Here is a 17,709-nt window from a genome sequence, read left to right on the forward strand (position 1 = left end):
TCCGGGCACGGTTCGCTGTGGGACACGCTGAGCAGCGTGCGCGACCTGGGCCGGATCCAGGAGATCGCCGTGGTGCTGTTGCGCTACGGGTTCGGCGATGTGGCCGCGCGCGTGGGCATGACCGGCGCGCTGGAAAAGGCGGGCCGGCTGCTGCGCATGGAGCATGCCGACCAGTACCTGACCATGCCCACGCCCGAACGCCTGCGCCGCACCCTGCAGGACCTGGGCCCGACCTTCATCAAGTTCGGCCAGATCCTGTCCACCCGCGTGGACCTGCTGCCGCCGGAATACCTGCGCGAACTGGGCCAGCTGCAGAACAACGTCCCGGCGCTGGATTTCGAACTGCTCCGGCCGCAGGTGCGCCAGGACCTGGGCTGCGAACCGGAGGACATCTTCGCGCGCATCGACACCGTGCCGCTGGCGGCCGCCTCGCTGGCCCAGACCCACCGCGCCTGGCTGGCCGACGGCACCGCGCTGGTGCTGAAGATCCGCAGGCCGGGCATCCGCGAGGTGGTCGAGGCCGACCTGCGCCTGCTGGCGCGGCTGGCCGACATCGCCGAGGCGCGTGCTCCGGATCTGCGTCGCTACCACCCGGTCGAGGTGGTGCGCCAGTTCACCGCGTCGCTGCGCAACGAGCTGGACTTCGCCGCCGAATGCCGCAACGCCGAGCGCATCGCGGCCAATTTCGCCGGCCACCCGGAAATCGTGGTGCCTGCGGTGGTCTGGCCGTTGACCAGCGAGCGGCTGAACGTGCAGGAGTTCGTCGGCGCCATTCCCGGCGCGGACATCGCCGCGGTCGAGGCCGCCGGCCTGGATCGGGCCCAGCTGGCACGCAGCGGCGCCAACATCGTGCTGAAGATGGTGCTCGAGGACGGCCTGTTCCACGCCGATCCGCATCCCGGCAACATTTTCTACCTGCCCGACGGGCGCATCGCGGTGATCGACTTCGGCATGGTCGGCCACGTCAACGCCCAGCGGCGCGGGCAGGTCGCGCGTCTGCTGTACGGACTGGTGGCGCAGCGGCCGGAGGACGTGGCCGACATCCTGATCGACTGGGCCGGCCAGGCCGAGGTCGACGAAGCGCGGCTGCAGGCCGACATCGACGAGATGATCGACCAGTACCGCGGCCTGGCGCTGAAGGACCTGCACATGGGCCGGATGCTGCTGGGGGTGTCGGCGCTGCTGCGCCAGCACGCACTGGTGCTGCCGGGCGACCTGGCGCTGATGATCAAGGCCTTCCTGACCCTGGAGGGGCTGGGCCGGCTGCTCGACCCGGACTTCGACATGGCCAGCGAGGCGCGCCCGTTCCTGGAGCGGGCGATGCTGCAGCGCTATTCGCCGCGCCGCCTGGCCAAGCGCGGCCAACGCGCCCTGGCCGGTTCGCTGGACCTGCTGGAAGACCTGCCGCGCGAACTGCGGCGGATGCTGCGCCGCTACGGGCAGGGCAAGTTCAAGCTGGAAGTGACCAGCCTGCGGCCATTCGGCAACCAGGTCGCCCACGCGGTCAACCGGCTGACCATGGGCATCATCACCGCGGCCCTGATCGTCGGCTCGTCCATCGTCATCGACAGCGGCGGGGTGGCCAGCCGCTTCCGCACTGTCCTGGGACTGGGCGGCTTCATCGGCGCGGGGCTGTGCGGAGTGGTGCTGCTGGTCTGGATCCTGCGCAGCGGCAGGCGCTGAAGCGGCTGTTCTCGCGCCTGCGGCGGCCGTGGTGGCGGGCGCGAGGTGGGTAGCGCGGGGACTTGAGGAATTCCGATCCGGCCGGGATGGGAGCAGGTCGCCGGGCTGGCCTTCGAGAATCGTGCAGATGGCTTCCAGCGTGTGCTTGCCGGACTTGCGAGCTGGCCGCGTTAGTAGTATTAATACTAATCATGGACCTCACCGCTACCCAGCAGGCGATCCTCGCCCACATTGCCGAGCGCATCGAAGCCGAAGGCATGCCGCCCTCGCAGGCCGAGATCGCCAGGGCCTTCGGCTTCAAGGGCGTGCGCGCCGCGCAATACCACCTGGAGGCGCTGGAAGCAGCTGGCGCCATCGAGCGCAGGCCCGGCCGGGCGCGCGGCATCCGGGTCCTGCACGCGCCACCGCCGGTGCAGGCCTCGATGAACTTCGCCGCGGCCAATGACTCCTCCGCGCTGCGCCTGCCGGTGCTGGGCCGGGTCGCCGCCGGCACGCCGATCGGGGCCGACGCCGACCACCATGCCTACGTGGTGCTGGACCGGGTGTTGTTCTCGCCCTCGCCGGATTACCTGCTCAAGGTCAAGGGCGACTCGATGCGGGACGAGGGCATCTTCGATGGCGACCTGATCGGGGTGCACCGCACCGGCGATGCGCGCAGCGGCCAGATCGTGGTGGCGCGCATCGATGAAGAGATCACCGTCAAGCTGCTCAAGATTGGCCGCGATTCGATCCGCCTGCTGCCGCGCAACCCCGACTATTCCCCGATCGAGGTCAAGCCGGGCCAGGACTTCGCCATCGAAGGCCTGTACTGCGGGCTGGTGCGGCCCAACCGATGAACCGCCCAGGCGATTGCGGATTTTTCCGACGCCACGCCGCGTGCTTGCCTGCTGTCCGTTCCACCCCGGCTGACGCATTTTTACAGGGGGTCGCGCCGGTCTCAGTCCGTGCGATCACCTACCCCTAGATTGCTTCCCAACAGATCACCACCCCTTTGAGGACACCGAAAATGGACGAGAACAAGAAGCGCGCCCTGGCTGCCGCCCTGACCCAGATCGAACGCCAGTTCGGCAAGGGCTCGGTGATGCGCATGGGCGACCGCGTGATCGAGGCGGCCGAAGTCATCCCGACCGGTTCGCTGATGCTGGACATCGCACTGGGCATCGGCGGCCTGCCCAAGGGCCGCGTGGTCGAGGTCTACGGGCCGGAGTCCTCGGGCAAGACCACCCTGACCCTGCAGGCCATCGCGCAGTGTCAGAAGCTGGGCGGCACCGCGGCCTTCATCGACGCCGAGCATGCGCTGGATCCGATCTACGCGGGCAAGCTGGGCGTCAACGTCGACGACCTGCTGCTGTCCCAGCCCGACACCGGCGAGCAGGCGCTGGAGATCGCCGACATGCTGGTGCGCTCCAACTCGGTGGACATCGTGGTCATCGACTCGGTCGCCGCGCTGACCCCCAAGGCCGAGATCGAAGGCGAGATGGGCGATCAGCTGCCGGGCCTGCAGGCCCGGCTGATGAGCCAGGCGCTGCGCAAGCTGACCGGCAACATCAAGCGCTCCAACACCCTGGTGATCTTCATCAACCAGCTGCGCATGAAGATCGGCGTGATGATGCCGGGCCAGAGCCCGGAAGTGACCACCGGCGGCAACGCGCTGAAGTTCTACGCCTCGGTGCGCCTGGACATCCGCCGCATCGGCGCGATCAAGAAGGGCGATGAGATCATCGGCAACCAGACCCGCATCAAGGTCGTCAAGAACAAGATGGCGCCCCCGTTCAAGCAGGTCGTCACCGAGATCCTGTACGGGGAGGGCATCAGCCGCGAGGGCGAGCTGATCGACATGGGCGTGGAAGCCAAGCTGGTCGACAAGGCCGGCGCCTGGTACAGCTACGGCGACGAGCGCATTGGCCAGGGCAAGGACAATGCCCGCACCTACCTGCGCGAAAATCCGGCCGTGGCCGCCAGGCTGGAGGCCGAGCTGCGCGAGAAGTTCCAGCCGGCCGAAGTGGCGGCCCGTGAGAACGACGAGGTCGATGTCGACTGAGCTCATCGCTGCCACGCGGGTCGGCGCTGCGGTCAGTGGCGCCGCCGCCCTGGGTGGTGCAGGGCATGCCGGGAGCAGGGGCCCGCGAGGGTGCCGCCTCCGGTCTTGTTTTCCGGCCAGGGATTTCGGTCCCGGCCGGCTGGAGGGCCGCAATGGAAGACCCTGACCCCACCGCTGCGCCTGCGCAAGACGCCGCGGCGGAAGGCCGGCGCCGGCGCAGGCCCGAGCCGACTCCGCTCCAGCGCGCCCTGTCGCTGCTGGTCCGGCGCGAACACTCGCGCAAGGAGCTCATCGGCAAACTGACCGCGCGCGGAGTCGACGGCGAGGCGGCCGCGGCGGCGGTCTCGCGCCTGGCAGGGGAGGGCTGGCAGGACGACGCGCGCTTTGCCGAGCTGCTGGTCCGCAGCCGCGCCGGTTCCGGCTACGGGCCGCGCTACATCCAGCTCGAACTGGAAACCCACGGCCTGGACGCGGCCCAGGTCGCGGCGGCCATGGCAACGTTTGAAGGTGACTGGCGCGCGCTGGCCCAGGGCCTGGTTGCGCGCCGATTCGGCCCGGACGGTCCACGGGAACTGACCGGCCAGCGCAAGGCGGCCGACCTGCTGATGCGGCGCGGCTTCGACGGCCCGACCGTGCGAGCAGTGCTGCGCGGGCAACCGGACGACTGAAGGCCATGGGGTTTGTTACCCTTTGCGGCTCAAGGTTGTCCGGGACTGGCTGCATCCGCATGTAAGGGGATCGCGGCCCGTTTTGCCAGCCGCTCGCCCAACGCAAGTTCCCACATGACCGCCCCCACCTTCAGCAGCAACCAGGTCCGCCAGGACTTTCTCGACTTTTTTCGCGGCAAGGGCCACACCATCGTGCCGTCGGCGCCGCTGGTGCCAGGCAACGATCCCACGTTGCTGTTCACCAATTCGGGCATGGTCCAGTTCAAGGACGTGTTTCTGGGCGCGGAGAAGCGCAGCTATGTGCGCGCGGCCGACGTGCAGCGCTGCCTGCGTGCCGGCGGCAAGCACAACGACCTTGACCAGGTCGGCTACACCGCGCGTCACCACACCTTCTTCGAAATGCTGGGCAACTGGTCCTTCGGCGACTACTTCAAGAAGGACGCGATCGCCTGGGCGTGGGAACTGTTGACCCAGGTCTGGAAGCTGCCGGCCGAGCGGCTGCTGGTCACCGTCTACCACACCGACGAGGAGGCCTACGCGCTGTGGCACGAGATGATCGGCATCCCGGCCGAGCGGATCGTGCGGATCGGCGACAACAAGGGCGCGCCGTTCGCTTCGGACAACTTCTGGCAGATGGCCGACACCGGCCCGTGCGGCCCGTGCACCGAGATCTTCTACGACCACGGCGCGGACATCGCCGGTGGCCCGCCGGGCTCGCCCGATGAGGATGGCGACCGCTTCATCGAGATCTGGAACCTGGTGTTCATGCAGTTCGACCGCCAGCCCGACGGCACCCTGGTGCCGCTGCCAGCGCCATGCGTGGATACCGGCATGGGCCTGGAGCGGCTGGTGGCGGTGCTGCAGCACGTGCACAGCAACTACGAGATCGACCTGTTCCAGACCCTGATCAAGGACGCCGCGCGCCTGACCGGCACCACCGACCTTGAAAACAAGTCGCTGCGGGTGATCGCCGACCACATTCGGGCCTGCGCGTTCCTGATCGTCGACGGCGTGCTGCCATCCAATGAAGGCCGCGGCTACGTGCTGCGCCGGATCATCCGCCGCGCCTTGCGCCATGGCTGGATGCTGGGCGTGCGCCAGCCGTTCTTCTTCCAACTGGTCCCGACCTTGTCGGCGCTGATGGGCGATGCCTATCCCGAGCTGCCGGCCAGGCAGGACCTGGTCGAGCGCGCACTCAAGGCCGAGGAAGAGCGCTTTGCCGAGACGCTGGACGCCGGCATGCGCATCTTCGAGGAGGTGGCCGCGCGCGCGCAGGGCAAGACCATCCCGGGCGTGGACGCATTCCGCCTGTACGACACCTATGGCTTCCCGGTCGACCTGACCGCCGACATCGCGCGCGAGCGGGGCATGGAGGTGGACCTGGCCGGGTTTGACGAGGCCATGGCGCAGCAGCGCCAGACCGCGCGCGCCGCCGGTCGGTTTGCGTCCGGCACCGGCCTGCCGGCCGAGCTGGTGGCCCAGCTCAGGCCGACCGAATTCCTAGGCTACGACTGTCTGCAGGCCCAGGACCTGCCCGTGGTCGCGCTGCTGCGCGATGGCCGCCCGGTCCAGCGCCTGGAAGCGGGCGAGTCCGGCGTGGTACTGCTGGCGCGCACCCCGTTCTATGCCGAATCCGGCGGCCAGGTGGGCGATACCGGGGTTCTGGAAGGGGAACGCGGCCGCTTCGAGGTGAGCGACACGCTGAAGCTGGCCGGACAATTCCATGGCCATGTCGGTCAGGTGAGCCAGGGTGCGCTGGCGGTTGGCGACGTGCTTTCGGCCACCGTCGATGCCCAGCGCCGCGGCGCGACCATCCTCAACCACTCGGCCACCCACCTGCTGCACGCGGCGCTGCGCTCGCTGCTGGGCACCCATGTGCAGCAGAAGGGCTCGCTGGTGGCGCCGGATCGGCTGCGCTTTGACTTCTCGCATTTCCAGCCGGTGTCGGCCAGCGAGCTTGCCGAGGTCGAACGCCGGGTCAACGCCGAGATCCGTCGCAACCACGCCGTCGAGATCCACCACATGGGCATGCAGGAGGCGCTGGAATTCGGCGCCATGGCCCTGTTCGGCGAAAAGTACGGCGAACACGTGCGCGTGCTGCGCATGGGCGAGACCTCCGCCGAACTGTGCGGCGGCACCCACGTGCAGCGGACCGGCGACATCGGCCTGTTCAAGATCGTCAGCGAAAGCGGCGTCTCCGCCGGCGTGCGCCGGATCGAGGCCGTGACCGGCCAGGGCGCACTGGACTACGTGGATGCCGAAGAGCAGCGCCTGGCCGAGGCCGCCGCGCTGCTGGGCGGCCATCCCACCGAGGTGGCTGACAGGATCCGCCAGTTGGTCGAGCGCCAGAGGAAACTCGAACGCGAGCTGGAAAGCTTCAAGGCCAAGGCTGCCGCGGGCGCAACCGCCGAGCTGGCCGGTCAGGCCACCGACCTGGATGGGATCAAGGTCCTGGCCGTGCGCCTGGAGGGCTTCGATGCCAGGGCCTTGCGCGAGGCGATGGACCGTCTCAAGCAGCAGCTGGGCGATGCGGTGATCGTGCTGGCCGGGACCAATGCCGGCAAGGCCGCGCTGGTGGCCGGCGTGAATGGCAGCGCGATGGGCCGAGTCAAGGCCGGGGAACTGCTCAGCCACGTGGCCGGTCAGATCGGAGGCAAGGGCGGTGGTCGCCCGGATCTGGCCCAGGGGGGCGGCGAGGATGGACCTGCCCTTGCCTCGGCGTTGGAGGGGATCAGGACTTGGGTGGCACAACGGCTCGCCGCCTGATCGACCTTCAAGCCTTGCGGGCCGGCATGGCCGGCCGCTACCATGTTTCACGTCCATGAACCTATCTGGAAGTGTTTTGGCAACTACCGATGCCAAACGCTTCTGCCGGCTTTAGGCTAGCCGGATTACGGAGAAATGAAATGTTGATTTTGACCCGCCGTGTCGGCGAAACCCTGATGATCGGAGATTCGGTCTCAGTCACCGTCCTCGGCGTGAAAGGCAACCAGGTGCGCATTGGCATCACCGCGCCCAAGGATGTTGCCGTGCACCGCGAAGAGATCTACCAGCGCATCCAGCGTGGCGAAGAGGCCGGTTCGGCTGAGCACGCCGACAACAATTCCTCGAACTGACGATTTTCGTTTGCCGTGCGCACCTTCAGTCGGTATCCTTGCCGGCTGCTGCGTAGGCATACGTCAGCAGCGTTGCCTGGAGTGGTGCCCGAGCGGCTGAAGGGGCTCCCCTGCTAAGGGAGTATAGGGTCAAAAGCTCTATCGAGGGTTCGAATCCCTCCCACTCCGCCAAAGCAAAAACCCGCCTTTTTGGCGGGTTTTTTGCAATTCAAGGCCAGGCGTGGGCAGGTCATGTGTTCGGGCCGGGGTGGATCGATGCGCCCAGGATAGGGTGCAGTGACGCGCGGCCATCTGCGCGTCGGCGACGCGTGCTGGCGTCCACGCACCATCGCGGCCAAAAAAAAACGGGCAACAAAAAAGCCAGCATTCGATGCTGGCCTTTTTGTCTTGATCGCATGGTGCGCCCGGAGAGATTCGAACTCCCGACCGCCTGGTTCGTAGCCAGGTACTCTATCCAGCTGAGCTACGGGCGCCTTGCGAGGAGCGAAATTATGGTGACGAAGGTCCTTTTCGTCAACCTCTTTTTCGGCCGGTTCCCGTCAAAGCCTCCGGTCCGCCAGTCAACCTGCGCGGTGGCGCCCCGCAGCGCGAACGGTGGCCAGGCAGGCCGCGCAGCTTGTCGTGCTCAGACCTTGTAGTACGTGCGATACCACTGGACAAAACGCACAATGCCGGTCTGGATCGGCGTGGAAGGGGCGTAGCCCACATCGCGCTGCAGGGCACTGACGTCGGCAAAGGTGTCCGGCACGTCACCGGGTTGCAGCGGCAGCAGGCGACGCTGCGCCTTGCGCCCCAGCGCATCTTCGAGCACTTCGATGTAGTCCAGCAGCTGCACCGGCGCGTTGTTGCCGATGTTGTAGACCCGATACGGCGCGTCTGAAGTGGCCGGATTGGGCGCGCGCGGGTCGTAGTTCGGGTCGGGGCCCGGGACGTGGTCAAGCGTGCGGATCACGCCTTCGACGATGTCGTCGATGTAGGTGAAGTCGCGCGTGTGCTGGCCGTTGTTGAACAGCTCGATGGGCTCGCCCGCCAGGATCCGCTGGGTGAACTGGAACAGGGCCATGTCCGGGCGGCCCCACGGCCCGTACACGGTAAAGAAACGCAGGCCGGTGGTCGGCAGGCGATAGAGGTGGCTGTAGGTGTGGGCCATCAGCTCGTTGGCCTTCTTGCTGGCCGCGTACAGGCTCAAGGGATGGTCGACGCTGTCTTCCACCGCGAAGGGCAGCTTGCGGTTGCCGCCATACACCGAGCTGGAAGAGGCATAGACTAGGTGCTCCACGCCGCGATGCCGGCAGGCCTCCAGGACATTCATGAAGCCCACGATGTTGCTCTGGATGTAGGCGTGCGGGTTCTGCAGCGAATAGCGCACGCCGGCCTGTGCGGCCAGGTTGACCACGCGCTGCGGGGCGAAGCCGTCGAGGGCCGCTTCGAGCGCGGCGCGATCTTCCAGCGCGCCGCGCACCATCGCAAAGCCGGGCTGTCCCTGCAGGCGGTGCAGGCGGGCCTCCTTCAGCGACGGGTCGTAGTAGTCGTTGAGGTTGTCGTAACCAAGGACGGTATCGCCGCGCTCGAGCAGGCGTTCGCTTAATCGTGCGCCGATGAAGCCGGCCGCGCCGGTGACCAGGATTTTCATGGAAGGCTCTCTCGCATTCGAACAGGAGGAGGCAGGTCAGAGGCGGTCGTCGACGTCTTCGCGCGACAGCACGCGCTGCACGTCGAACAAGGTGCCGCAGGGTTTGGCGAAGGCGCGCACCCCGGCGCCACCGAGCGCGATGAACTGGCGATGGGCCACGGCCAGGATCACCGCGTCGTAGTGGCCGGGTGCGGGCGTTTGGACCAGGTCCAGGCCGTATTCGTGCCTGGCCTGGCCAGCGTCGACCCAGGGGTCGTGCACGTCCACCGACACGTTGTACTGCTGCAATTCCTGGACGATGTCGATCACCCTGGTGTTGCGCAGGTCCGGACAGTCCTGCTTGAAGGCCAGGCCCAGCACCAGTGCCCGCGCCCCGGAGATCGGCTGCCCGCGCCTGGCCATCAGCTTGATGGTGCGCTGGGCCACGTGCGCGCCCATGCCATCGTTGATGCGGCGCCCGGCCAGGATCACTTCCGGATGGTGGCCCACATGCTGGGCCTTGTGGGTCAGGTAATACGGATCCACGCCGATGCAGTGGCCGCCGACCAGGCCCGGCTTGAAGCGCAGGAAGTTCCACTTGGTGCCGGCCGCCTCGAGGACCTCGCCGGTGTCGATGCCGAGGCGGTGGAACAGCAGGGCCAGTTCGTTGACCAGGGCGATGTTGACGTCGCGCTGGGTGTTCTCGATGACCTTGGCCGCTTCGGCCACCCGGATGCTGGGTGCGCGGTGGGTGCCGGCCTGGACGATGCTGCTGTACAGCGCATCCACGCGCGCGGCCGCTTCGGGCGTGGAGCCGGAGGTCACCTTGACGATGGTTTCCAGGCGGTGTTCGCGATCGCCGGGGTTGATGCGTTCGGGGCTGTAGCCGGCGTGGAAATCGCGGTTGAACACCAGCCCGGATTCGGCCTGGATGATCGGCACGCAGATCTCTTCGGTGGCACCGGGATAGACCGTGGATTCGAAGATCGCCAGGCCGCCGGGGCCGATGGCGCGGCCGACGGTGCGGCTGGCCGCTTCCAGCGCCCCCAGGTCCGGGCGCTTGTAGTCGTCCACCGGCGTGGGCACGGCGACGATGAACACCTCGCAGCCGGTCAGGTGGGCGGCATCGTCGGTGCAGGTGAGGCGTCCAGCCGCCTTCCATTGCTCGGGTGAGATTTCCAGCGTGTCATCCTGGTGGGCCTGCAAGGCGCGCACGCGTGCAGCGCTGATGTCGAAGCCGACCGTTTCATATTGCCGGCCGAAGGCCACGGCCAGCGGCAGCCCCACATAGCCAAGCCCGATGATGGCGATCCTGGGACTGGCGTTGGTCTGCGGCATCGATGCGGATTTCCTGCTGGACTGGCTCAGGGCCAGGTGCCATAGCATCGCATTGCCGTTCATCCGGCGCGATGGCTGCGCGTGCGGGGCAAGCCGAGGTCCCTCAGGGCAGGCAAGCGGCCAGTGCTTCAGCCACTGCCTGTGGCTGGCGCATCCACGCAAAGTGATCGGCCCTGACACCCAGGGCGCGTGCGTCCAGGATCACCGGCGGTTCGACGGTGATGGCGAACTTGCCGGTCAGGCCCTGCAGCGAACGGGCAGGCGCCAGCCAGTCCCGCGCCAGCACCACGCTGCGCACCGGCAGTGCCAGGCGCGAGAGGGCCTGTTCCAGGTCGATCTGCATGCCACGGCCGGCGTAGCGTCCGCTCAGGCCCACGCGCGACCAGTCCTCGATCAGGCCGCGTGCCTCGTTGCCGCCGAAGCCGATCCTGCGCCCCGGCAGCGCGCCATTGCGCCGGGCCAGCCAGCGCATGAAGTGGTAGGCCATCGGCAACAGCACGCCGCGTGGGCCAGGAAAACACCGCCAGTACGGCGTGCCACTGGCCACCAGCCACAGGGCATCCAACTGCGCAGGCGCCAACGCGGCCAGGCAGCACGCCAGCTGGCCGCCCAGGCTGTGCCCGCCGACGATCCGATGGGGCACATCCACCGCATCGCCCATCGCCCGCAGGCTCAACGGCAGATCCAGTTGCAACTGTTCGCGATAGCCCCAGTCGCAGCGTCGCGCTGCACGCCAGCTGCTGCTGCCGTGCCCGCGCGCTTCATGCACGAACACCGCCACGCCCAACCCCGCCAGCGTATCGGCCAGGGGCAGGTAATGCCTGGCGGCCACGCCCAGCGCCGGCACCCACAGCACGCTGGCACGCGGCCGCGCGGGAATGCGATACAGCAGTGTCCACGCATGGCCATCGGCCGCGCGCAATGGTGACTGGCCAGCAGCCACGTTCGTCATGCGCGTGGTGCGCCAGGCGAAAGCACGCCGCAGCGCAGGCCTTGCAGCGCTCTCCGGTGCAGGCGTGCGCCCGGGATCACAGCACTTCCGAGGCGTAGTCGGCCAGGCGCGAACGCTCGCCGCGACGCAGGGTGATGTGCGCGCTGTGCGCCCAGGCCTTGAAGCGGTCCACCGCGTAGGTCAGGCCCGAGGTGGTCTCGGTCAGGTACGGGGTGTCGATCTGCTCCACGTTGCCCAGGCACACGATCTTGGTGCCCGGGCCGGCACGGGTGATCAGGGTCTTCATCTGCTTGGGCGTGAGGTTCTGGGCCTCGTCCAGGATCAGGTAGCGCGAGAGGAACGTGCGCCCGCGCATGAAGTTCATCGAGCGGATCTTGATCCGGCTGGCCAGCAGGTCGTTGGTCGCCTGGCGGCCCCAGGCGCCGCCCTCCTGGTTGTGGGTGAGCACTTCCAGGTTGTCGGTCAGCGCGCCCATCCACGGGGTCATCTTTTCTTCCTCGGTCCCGGGCAGGAAGCCGATGTCCTCGCCGACGCTGACCGTGGCGCGGGTCATGATGATCTCGCGGTAGCGCTGCTGGTCCATGGTCTGGGCCAGGCCGGCGGCCAGCGCCAGCAGCGTCTTGCCGGTGCCGGCGGTGCCGAGCAGGCTGACGAAGTCGATTTCCGGGTCCATCAGTGCATTGAGCGCGAAATTCTGCTCGCGGTTGCGCGCACTGATGCCCCACACCGCGTGCTGGCCGCTGCGGAAGTCATCGACCAGGGTCAGCGTGGCCCGGCCGTCGGCGTTGACCCTGGCCACGCGCAGTTCCACTTCGTCCTCGCCCGGCATGTACAGGTACTGGTTGGGGAACCAGTCCTCCTCATCGGCCATGACCACTTCGTAGCTGGTGCGTCCGCTCTTGTCGCTCCAGGATTTCAGGTCGCTCTGGTGGCGGTGCCAGAAATCCTCCGGCAGCGCGGTGGCGCCGGTGTAGAGCAGGCTGAAATCGTCCAGCGCGCGGTCGTTTTCGTAGTCCTCGGCGACGATGCCGCTGATCGAGGCCTTGATCCGCAGGTTGATGTCCTTGGACACCAGGATCACCGGCGTGCCGGGATGTTCCTCCTGCAGCTGCAGCACCGCGGCCAGGATCTTGTTGTCCGGCGCGATCGCGCCGAAGGTCAGGCCCGGATCGACCGCCTTGAGCTGGAAGTGCAGCTGGCCGATCTGGCCGGGCTGCCTGAGGTTCAGGCTCTTGGGGTGGAGCAGGGTGATGCCCAGGGAAATGCGCGCCGCATCGGCGCCGACGATCAGCTCGTTGAGGAAGCGGCTGACCTGGCGCGCGTTGCGACTGACTTCGGACATGCCCTTCTTGGCATTGTCCAGTTCCTCGATCACCTGCATGGGCAGGAACACGTCGTGCTCTTCGAACTTGAACAGCGCGGTCGGGTCGTGCATCAGCACGTTGGTGTCCAGCACGTAGATGCGCTTGCTTCGGGTCATCGACATTTCCTGTTGGGCGGACAGCAGCAGGCCACCACAGCCCGCGTGGCGGGGTGGTGGAAGTAAAGACAAACGGTAAAGGTCACTGGGACTGGGCGGCCTTGAGCGCGTCGAGCACGGCCTGGGCGTGGCCGGGGACCTTGACCTTGCGCCACTGCGCCACGATGGCCGACTCGGGCGAGATCAGGAAGGTGCTGCGCTCGATGCCCAGCACCTGGTGCCCGTACATGTTCTTTTCCTTGATCACCTCGAAGGCCTGGCACAGCGCTTGGTCAGCGTCGCTGACCAGCGGGAAGTTGAATCCCTGCCTGGCGCAGAAGTTGTCGTGCGACTTGACCGAATCGCGCGATACACCCAGCACGCGGGCATCCAGCGCCTCGAACTGCGGCAGCAGCGCGTTGAACTCCAGGCCCTCCGTGGTGCAGCCCGGGGTGCTGTCCTTGGGGTAGAAGTACAGCACCAGCCAGTGGCCGGCGTGTTCTGCGAGGGTCGTCGAGGTGCCGCCGGACAGGGCCAGCGGCAGTTTCAGGGTGGACTTCGGAAGCGCTTTTGCGGTTGCCGTCATCTTCAGAACTTCATCGGGTCCATGATCGCGTCCAGGTTCAGATGGTCGCAGAATTCGAGGAAATCATCGCGCAGCGCGGCGATGTGCATGTTGGCCGGCACACCGATGGTCACCTGCGCGGAGAACATCTCCGCACCGGTCTGCATCGCGCGGTAGCGGGTGGACTGCAGGTTCTCGATGGTGATGCCCTGGCGGTCGAAGAAATCGGCCAGCTGGAACAGGATGCCGGGCTTGTCGGCGGCCACCACCTCGACGATGTAGGGCAGCAGGTTGGACTGCACCACCTTGGGCCCGGTGCGGTACCAGACCAGCTTCAGGCCTTCCTCGCGCTCAAGCCGGGTCATCATCGCTTCCAGCTTGGCCACCGCATCCCATGAACCGGTGGCCAGCGCGGTCACCGAGACGTCGCGACCCACCGTGGACAGGCGCGCATCAACCAAGTTGCAGCCCGAATCGGCGATGCGACGCGTCACTCCCAGCAAAGGCGACTCCGGATGGGTCGTATAGGCGTTGATCAGGAGGTGGTTTTCGTTCGGCGAGGGCCGGGGCGTGGAGTCGGTCAAAGGGGCTTCCGGCATTACAGCGAGTCTGAATGGCGCCCGGGACGGGGCCTGTGATGCGCGGCCAGCATACTTGCCCGTCCTTTCGCGCCGCAAGTAACATCGCCGCCGGTACGTGGCATTTGCGTGCGTATTCCTCCTTACAGGCGCTTCGTTTGTCCCTTCCCGGATGCATCACCGCCCTGGCCACGCCGTTTTCCGGCGCTGCCACGCTCGACCAGGATGCCTGGCGCGGCCTGCTGAACCTGCAGCTGCGCGGTGGCGTGCAGGGCGTGGCGGTGGCCGGATCGACCGGCGCGGCGGCCGCGCTGTCCGATGATCAAGATCGCGTCCTGACCTGCGAAGCGGTGCAGCTGGTCGAAGGCGCGATGCCGGTGGTCGCCGGCACCGGCCCGATGAACATCGGGACCATCGCCCAGACCCGTTCCGGGCCGCCTCCCGCCGGCGGCGTTGCCCCGGCTGTGCGCCTGGCGCCTCAGGGCGATCCTGCCGCGGTGAGCGCATGGGACGCGCAACTGGCAGAATTCCACGCCTAGCCAGGGCCTGCGCCAGAGGCGTACCGCTCGCGGCCCGACTTCAACGGCCTGAATTTTAAAAAATGGAGATTCATCCAATGCGTTTTTCCCGTGCTTCGCGTCTCGCCTTGCCAGTGGTGCTGGCGATGTCCATCGTCGGCCTGTCCGGCTGCAAGTGGTTCCACAAGGGGCCCAAGGGCGACTACGCGCTGGCCGAGCAGGAGCGTCCGCTGGAAGTCCCGCCCGACCTGAACGTACCCAGCACTGCCGGCGCCATGCAGGTGCCGACCGTGGCCACCGGCGCTGCCGCCGGCGCCGGCCAGCAGAGCGGGCCTTCGAGCGTGAACACCTCCGGCTTCAACGTGGCCGGCACCCGCGAGGAGGTCTTCACCAGGGTAGGCCAGGCGCTGGGCACGGTCGATGGCCTGACCATCGCCAGCAGCGCGCAACTGCTGGGCAGCTACGACGTGTCCTACCAGGGCCAGAGCTTCCTGGTGCGGGTCTCACCCACCGCCTCGGGGACCTACGTGTCGGCGGTCGATCCGCGCGGCGTGCCGGCCAATGGCCCGGAAGCCACCCGCCTGATGGCGGAGCTGAAGAACAAGCTCGGCGGGACCTGATCGGTCCGCCGATGGCTGCTCACGGAAAAGGCGCCGATGGCGCCTTTTCCGTTGATCCCGGTCTGGAGCCGGGGCGGGTCCCCGAGCGGGCGTGGCGGTGCGGCGCCTTCAGCGTTGCAGCAGCGGCAGCTTGCCGGGCTTGCCTTCCCAGTCGGCGGCGTCGGGCAACGGCTCCTTGCGCACGGTGATCACCGGCCAGGCCTTGGCCAGTTCGGCATTGAGTGCCACGAAGGCCTCCTGGCCGGCCGGCACGTCGTCTTCGGGATAAATGGCGTTGATCGGACATTCCGGCTCGCACAGGGTGCAGTCGATGCATTCGTCCGGGTCGATCACCAGGAAGTTGGGGCCTTCATGGAAACAGTCCACCGGGCACACCTCGACGCAGTCGGTGTACTTGCACTTGATGCAGTTCTCGGTGACGACGAAGGGCATGACAGATCCGGTGGCGCGCAACAAGGGGGCTGGCAATTCTATAGGAAGCCCCCGGCATGATTCAGGCCGGACGCAAATGAAAAGACCCGGCGTGGGCCGGGTCTGATCACTTCCAGGCAGTCGCGGTGGTGCTCCCTAGGGAATTCGAATCCCTATTTTAGCCTTGAGAGGGCCACGTCCTAACCGTTAGACGAAGGGAGCGTTTTGGCCGCGAGCGCTTAGCTGGTTAGTATATCGGCAGCGTTGGCCCCCGGCAATCGGGTCGGCCGCTCAAATACACGGAAGCCGCAATCATCACCGCCGAACTCCAGCCCATCGTCATTCCCCGCGAGGCGCACACCATCTCGCGTCGGGATATCAGTCCCAATGCCCTGCGCGTGCTGTATCGCCTGCGCGATGCCGGCTTCTCGGCATATCTGGTCGGTGGCGCGGTCCGCGACCTGCTGGTCGGGCAGCACCCGAAGGATTTCGACGTGGCCACCGACGCCACGCCCGAGCAGATCAAGCAGCAGTTCCGCAACTGCCGGCTGATCGGCCGCCGCTTCCGCCTGGCGCACGTGGTGTTTGGCCGCGAGATCATCGAGGTCGCCACCTTCCGCGCCAACAGCGACGACGGCAGCGGCGACCGCGAAACCCACGAGGATGGCCGGCTGCTGCGCGACAACGTCTACGGCTCGATCGAGGACGACGCGATCCGCCGCGACTTCACCGCCAACGCGCTGTATTACGCGATCGAGGATTTTTCGGTGCGCGACTACTGCGGCGGTTTCGAGGACGTGATGGCGCGGCGGCTGCGGCTGATCGGCGATCCCGAACTGCGCTACCGCGAAGACCCGGTGCGGATGCTGCGCGCGGTGCGCCTGGCGGCCAAGCTGGGTTTCACCATCGATGGGCCCACCGCCGACCCGATCCCGGTGCTGGCCCCGCTGCTGGCCGAGGCCGCGCCGGCGCGGCTGTTCGAGGAGATCCTCAAGCTGTTCCTGTCCGGCAACGCGGTGGCCAGCTTCCAGGGCCTGGAGCACAGCGGCCTGCTGCCGGTGCTGCTGCCGGAAAGCGCCGCGGCGCTGCAGTCCAACCGCAGCGGTGCGCTGCGCGCGATGTTGCTGGAAGGCCTGGCCGGCACCGATGCGCGGGTGGCCAATGACGAGCCGGTCTCGCCGGCGTTCCTGTTTGCACTGTTGCTGTGGCCGGCGTACTGCAAGGCGCTGATCGGCCTGCAGGCGCAGGGCGTCCATCCGGAAGAGGCCGCGCGCCGGGCCGCCGACCGGGTCACCGTGCACCAGCTCAATACCATCGCGCTGCCACGGCGCTTCTCGCTGCCGATGCAGGAAATCTGGCTGCTGCAGTCGCGCTTCTCCCAGCGCCAGCGCAAGCGGGTCACGCGCCTGCTGGCCCATCCACGCTTCCGCGCGGCGTTCGATTTCCTGGTGCTGCGCCAGTCGGCCTCGCCCGACCATGCGGCCGACGTGGAGTTCTGGACCCAGGCCCAGACCCAGACCAACGAGGAGCTTGCCGCGACCCTGGGCGTGGAGGTGCCCGGCGACAGCTACACCGACGAAGATGCGGTGCCGTCCAAGCGCCGCCGGCGCCGTCGTCGTCGCAGTGGCGCTGCGGGCGCAAGCGGGGAATGAGCATGGTGGTCACGGCCTGCATCGGCCTGGGGGCGAACCTGGGCGATGCGGCCGGCACGGTGCGCGCCGCATTGTCCGCGATCGGCGCGCTGCCCGGCACCACGCTGGTGTCGGCTTCGCCGCTGTACCTCACCCTGGCCTGGGGCATGCAGGCGCAGCCGGATTTCATCAACGCCGCCGCGCGCGTGGACACCACGCTGGACGCGCCGGCGCTGCTGGCCGCGCTGTTGGAGATCGAGCGCCAGTTCGGCCGCCAGCGCAGCGGCGAGCAGCGCTGGGGCCCGCGCACGCTGGACCTGGACCTGTTGCTCTACGGCGATGCGATGATCGAACTGCCTGGCCTGCAGGTGCCGCATCCGCGCCTGCATGAGCGCGCCTTTGCGCTGGTGCCGCTGGCCGATGTGGCGCCGGAACTGCGCATCGCCGGCCACGGGACGGTGCGGGAAGCTGCATTGCGCGTGGGCCATGACGCCATCCGGGTGATCAGTGGATAATG

17 protein-coding genes and 3 tRNA genes are annotated in these 17,709 nt (G+C 67.6%); 11 read left to right on the plus strand and 9 right to left on the minus strand.

The features are described from left to right. Positions 1-15 precede the first annotated feature (15 nt). From D9R12_RS05830 to D9R12_RS05860, 7 genes are all read left to right on the plus strand, one after another. Positions 16-1,683 (plus strand): ABC1 kinase family protein, encoded by a 1,668-nt coding sequence (locus tag D9R12_RS05830; RefSeq protein WP_043291010.1) that lies wholly within the window; start codon positions 16-18, stop codon positions 1,681-1,683. 191 nt (positions 1,684-1,874) lie between these two features. Further along, positions 1,875-2,519 carry a transcriptional repressor LexA gene (lexA, locus tag D9R12_RS05835; RefSeq protein ID WP_014160184.1) on the plus strand — a complete coding sequence of 215 codons (645 nt, stop codon included), beginning with the start codon at positions 1,875-1,877 and terminating at the stop codon, positions 2,517-2,519. Positions 2,520-2,689: 170 nt separating this feature from the next. Continuing rightward, complete coding sequence (gene recA, locus D9R12_RS05840) at positions 2,690-3,724, plus strand: recombinase RecA (RefSeq protein ID WP_014160185.1); 1,035 nt, start codon at positions 2,690-2,692, stop codon at positions 3,722-3,724. Positions 3,725-3,876: 152 nt separating this feature from the next. Further along, positions 3,877-4,392 (plus strand): regulatory protein RecX, encoded by a 516-nt coding sequence (locus tag D9R12_RS05845; RefSeq protein ID WP_122228998.1) that lies wholly within the window; start codon positions 3,877-3,879, stop codon positions 4,390-4,392. Positions 4,393-4,506: 114 nt separating this feature from the next. Then, positions 4,507-7,158, plus strand: a complete 2,652-nt coding sequence (gene alaS / locus D9R12_RS05850) for an alanine--tRNA ligase (protein WP_122229000.1) — start codon at positions 4,507-4,509, stop codon at positions 7,156-7,158. A 140-nt stretch (positions 7,159-7,298) separates the two neighbouring features. Further along, on the plus strand, positions 7,299-7,508 hold the full coding sequence (csrA, locus tag D9R12_RS05855; protein WP_014160188.1) for a carbon storage regulator CsrA: 210 nt from the start codon (positions 7,299-7,301) through the stop codon (positions 7,506-7,508). Between the two features lie 78 nt (positions 7,509-7,586). Continuing rightward, positions 7,587-7,679: transfer RNA gene (locus tag D9R12_RS05860), tRNA-Ser, on the plus strand. 225 nt (positions 7,680-7,904) lie between these two features. Here the strand turns inward: D9R12_RS05860 and D9R12_RS05865 are convergent. The 7 genes from D9R12_RS05865 to D9R12_RS05895 all read right to left on the minus strand — a co-directional run bounded on the left by D9R12_RS05865 (position 7,905) and on the right by D9R12_RS05895 (position 14,033). Then, a tRNA-Arg gene (locus D9R12_RS05865) sits at positions 7,905-7,981 on the minus strand. A gap of 152 nt (positions 7,982-8,133) precedes the next feature. Further along, positions 8,134-9,141, minus strand: a complete 1,008-nt coding sequence (locus D9R12_RS05870; RefSeq protein ID WP_122229002.1) for an NAD-dependent epimerase — start codon at positions 9,139-9,141, stop codon at positions 8,134-8,136. A gap of 36 nt (positions 9,142-9,177) precedes the next feature. Beyond that, on the minus strand, positions 9,178-10,458 hold the full coding sequence (locus D9R12_RS05875; RefSeq protein ID WP_122229414.1) for a nucleotide sugar dehydrogenase: 1,281 nt from the start codon (positions 10,456-10,458) through the stop codon (positions 9,178-9,180). Between the two features lie 103 nt (positions 10,459-10,561). Then, complete coding sequence (locus D9R12_RS05880; RefSeq protein WP_170159164.1) at positions 10,562-11,410, minus strand: alpha/beta hydrolase family protein; 849 nt, start codon at positions 11,408-11,410, stop codon at positions 10,562-10,564. Positions 11,411-11,486: 76 nt separating this feature from the next. Beyond that, positions 11,487-12,890 (minus strand): PhoH family protein, encoded by a 1,404-nt coding sequence (locus D9R12_RS05885; RefSeq protein ID WP_014160192.1) that lies wholly within the window; start codon positions 12,888-12,890, stop codon positions 11,487-11,489. A gap of 82 nt (positions 12,891-12,972) precedes the next feature. Further along, positions 12,973-13,455, minus strand: coding sequence for a peroxiredoxin (locus tag D9R12_RS05890; RefSeq protein ID WP_122229006.1), 483 nt, complete (start codon positions 13,453-13,455; stop codon positions 12,973-12,975). Between the two features lie 2 nt (positions 13,456-13,457). After that, positions 13,458-14,033, minus strand: a complete 576-nt coding sequence (locus tag D9R12_RS05895; RefSeq protein WP_122229008.1) for a glycine cleavage system transcriptional repressor — start codon at positions 14,031-14,033, stop codon at positions 13,458-13,460. 137 nt (positions 14,034-14,170) lie between these two features. On the opposite strand from D9R12_RS05895, the gene D9R12_RS16025 reads away from it, so the two are divergent. Both D9R12_RS16025 and D9R12_RS05905 read left to right on the plus strand, forming a co-directional pair. After that, on the plus strand, positions 14,171-14,551 hold the full coding sequence (locus D9R12_RS16025; RefSeq protein ID WP_122229010.1) for a dihydrodipicolinate synthase family protein: 381 nt from the start codon (positions 14,171-14,173) through the stop codon (positions 14,549-14,551). A gap of 77 nt (positions 14,552-14,628) precedes the next feature. After that, on the plus strand, positions 14,629-15,150 hold the full coding sequence (locus tag D9R12_RS05905) for a hypothetical protein (protein WP_014160196.1): 522 nt from the start codon (positions 14,629-14,631) through the stop codon (positions 15,148-15,150). 108 nt (positions 15,151-15,258) lie between these two features. On the opposite strand, the gene fdxA is transcribed toward D9R12_RS05905, so the two are convergent. Next, positions 15,259-15,582: a ferredoxin FdxA gene (gene fdxA, locus D9R12_RS05910; RefSeq protein WP_014160197.1), complete on the minus strand. Its 324-nt coding sequence runs from the start codon at positions 15,580-15,582 to the stop codon at positions 15,259-15,261. Between the two features lie 126 nt (positions 15,583-15,708). Continuing rightward, positions 15,709-15,783, minus strand: a tRNA-Glu gene (locus D9R12_RS05915). Between the two features lie 32 nt (positions 15,784-15,815). On the opposite strand from D9R12_RS05915, the gene pcnB reads away from it, so the two are divergent. Both pcnB and folK read left to right on the plus strand, forming a co-directional pair. Further along, positions 15,816-17,213 carry a polynucleotide adenylyltransferase PcnB gene (pcnB, locus tag D9R12_RS05920; RefSeq protein ID WP_425479062.1) on the plus strand — a complete coding sequence of 466 codons (1,398 nt, stop codon included), beginning with the start codon at positions 15,816-15,818 and terminating at the stop codon, positions 17,211-17,213. A 2-nt stretch (positions 17,214-17,215) separates the two neighbouring features. Next, positions 17,216-17,707 (plus strand): 2-amino-4-hydroxy-6-hydroxymethyldihydropteridine diphosphokinase, encoded by a 492-nt coding sequence (gene folK, locus D9R12_RS05925; protein ID WP_122229014.1) that lies wholly within the window; start codon positions 17,216-17,218, stop codon positions 17,705-17,707. Positions 17,708-17,709: the final 2 nt, after the last annotated feature.

Source organism: Pseudoxanthomonas spadix, from assembly GCF_003703395.1.
Taxonomy (GTDB): Bacteria; Pseudomonadota; Gammaproteobacteria; order Xanthomonadales; family Xanthomonadaceae; genus Pseudoxanthomonas_A; species Pseudoxanthomonas_A spadix.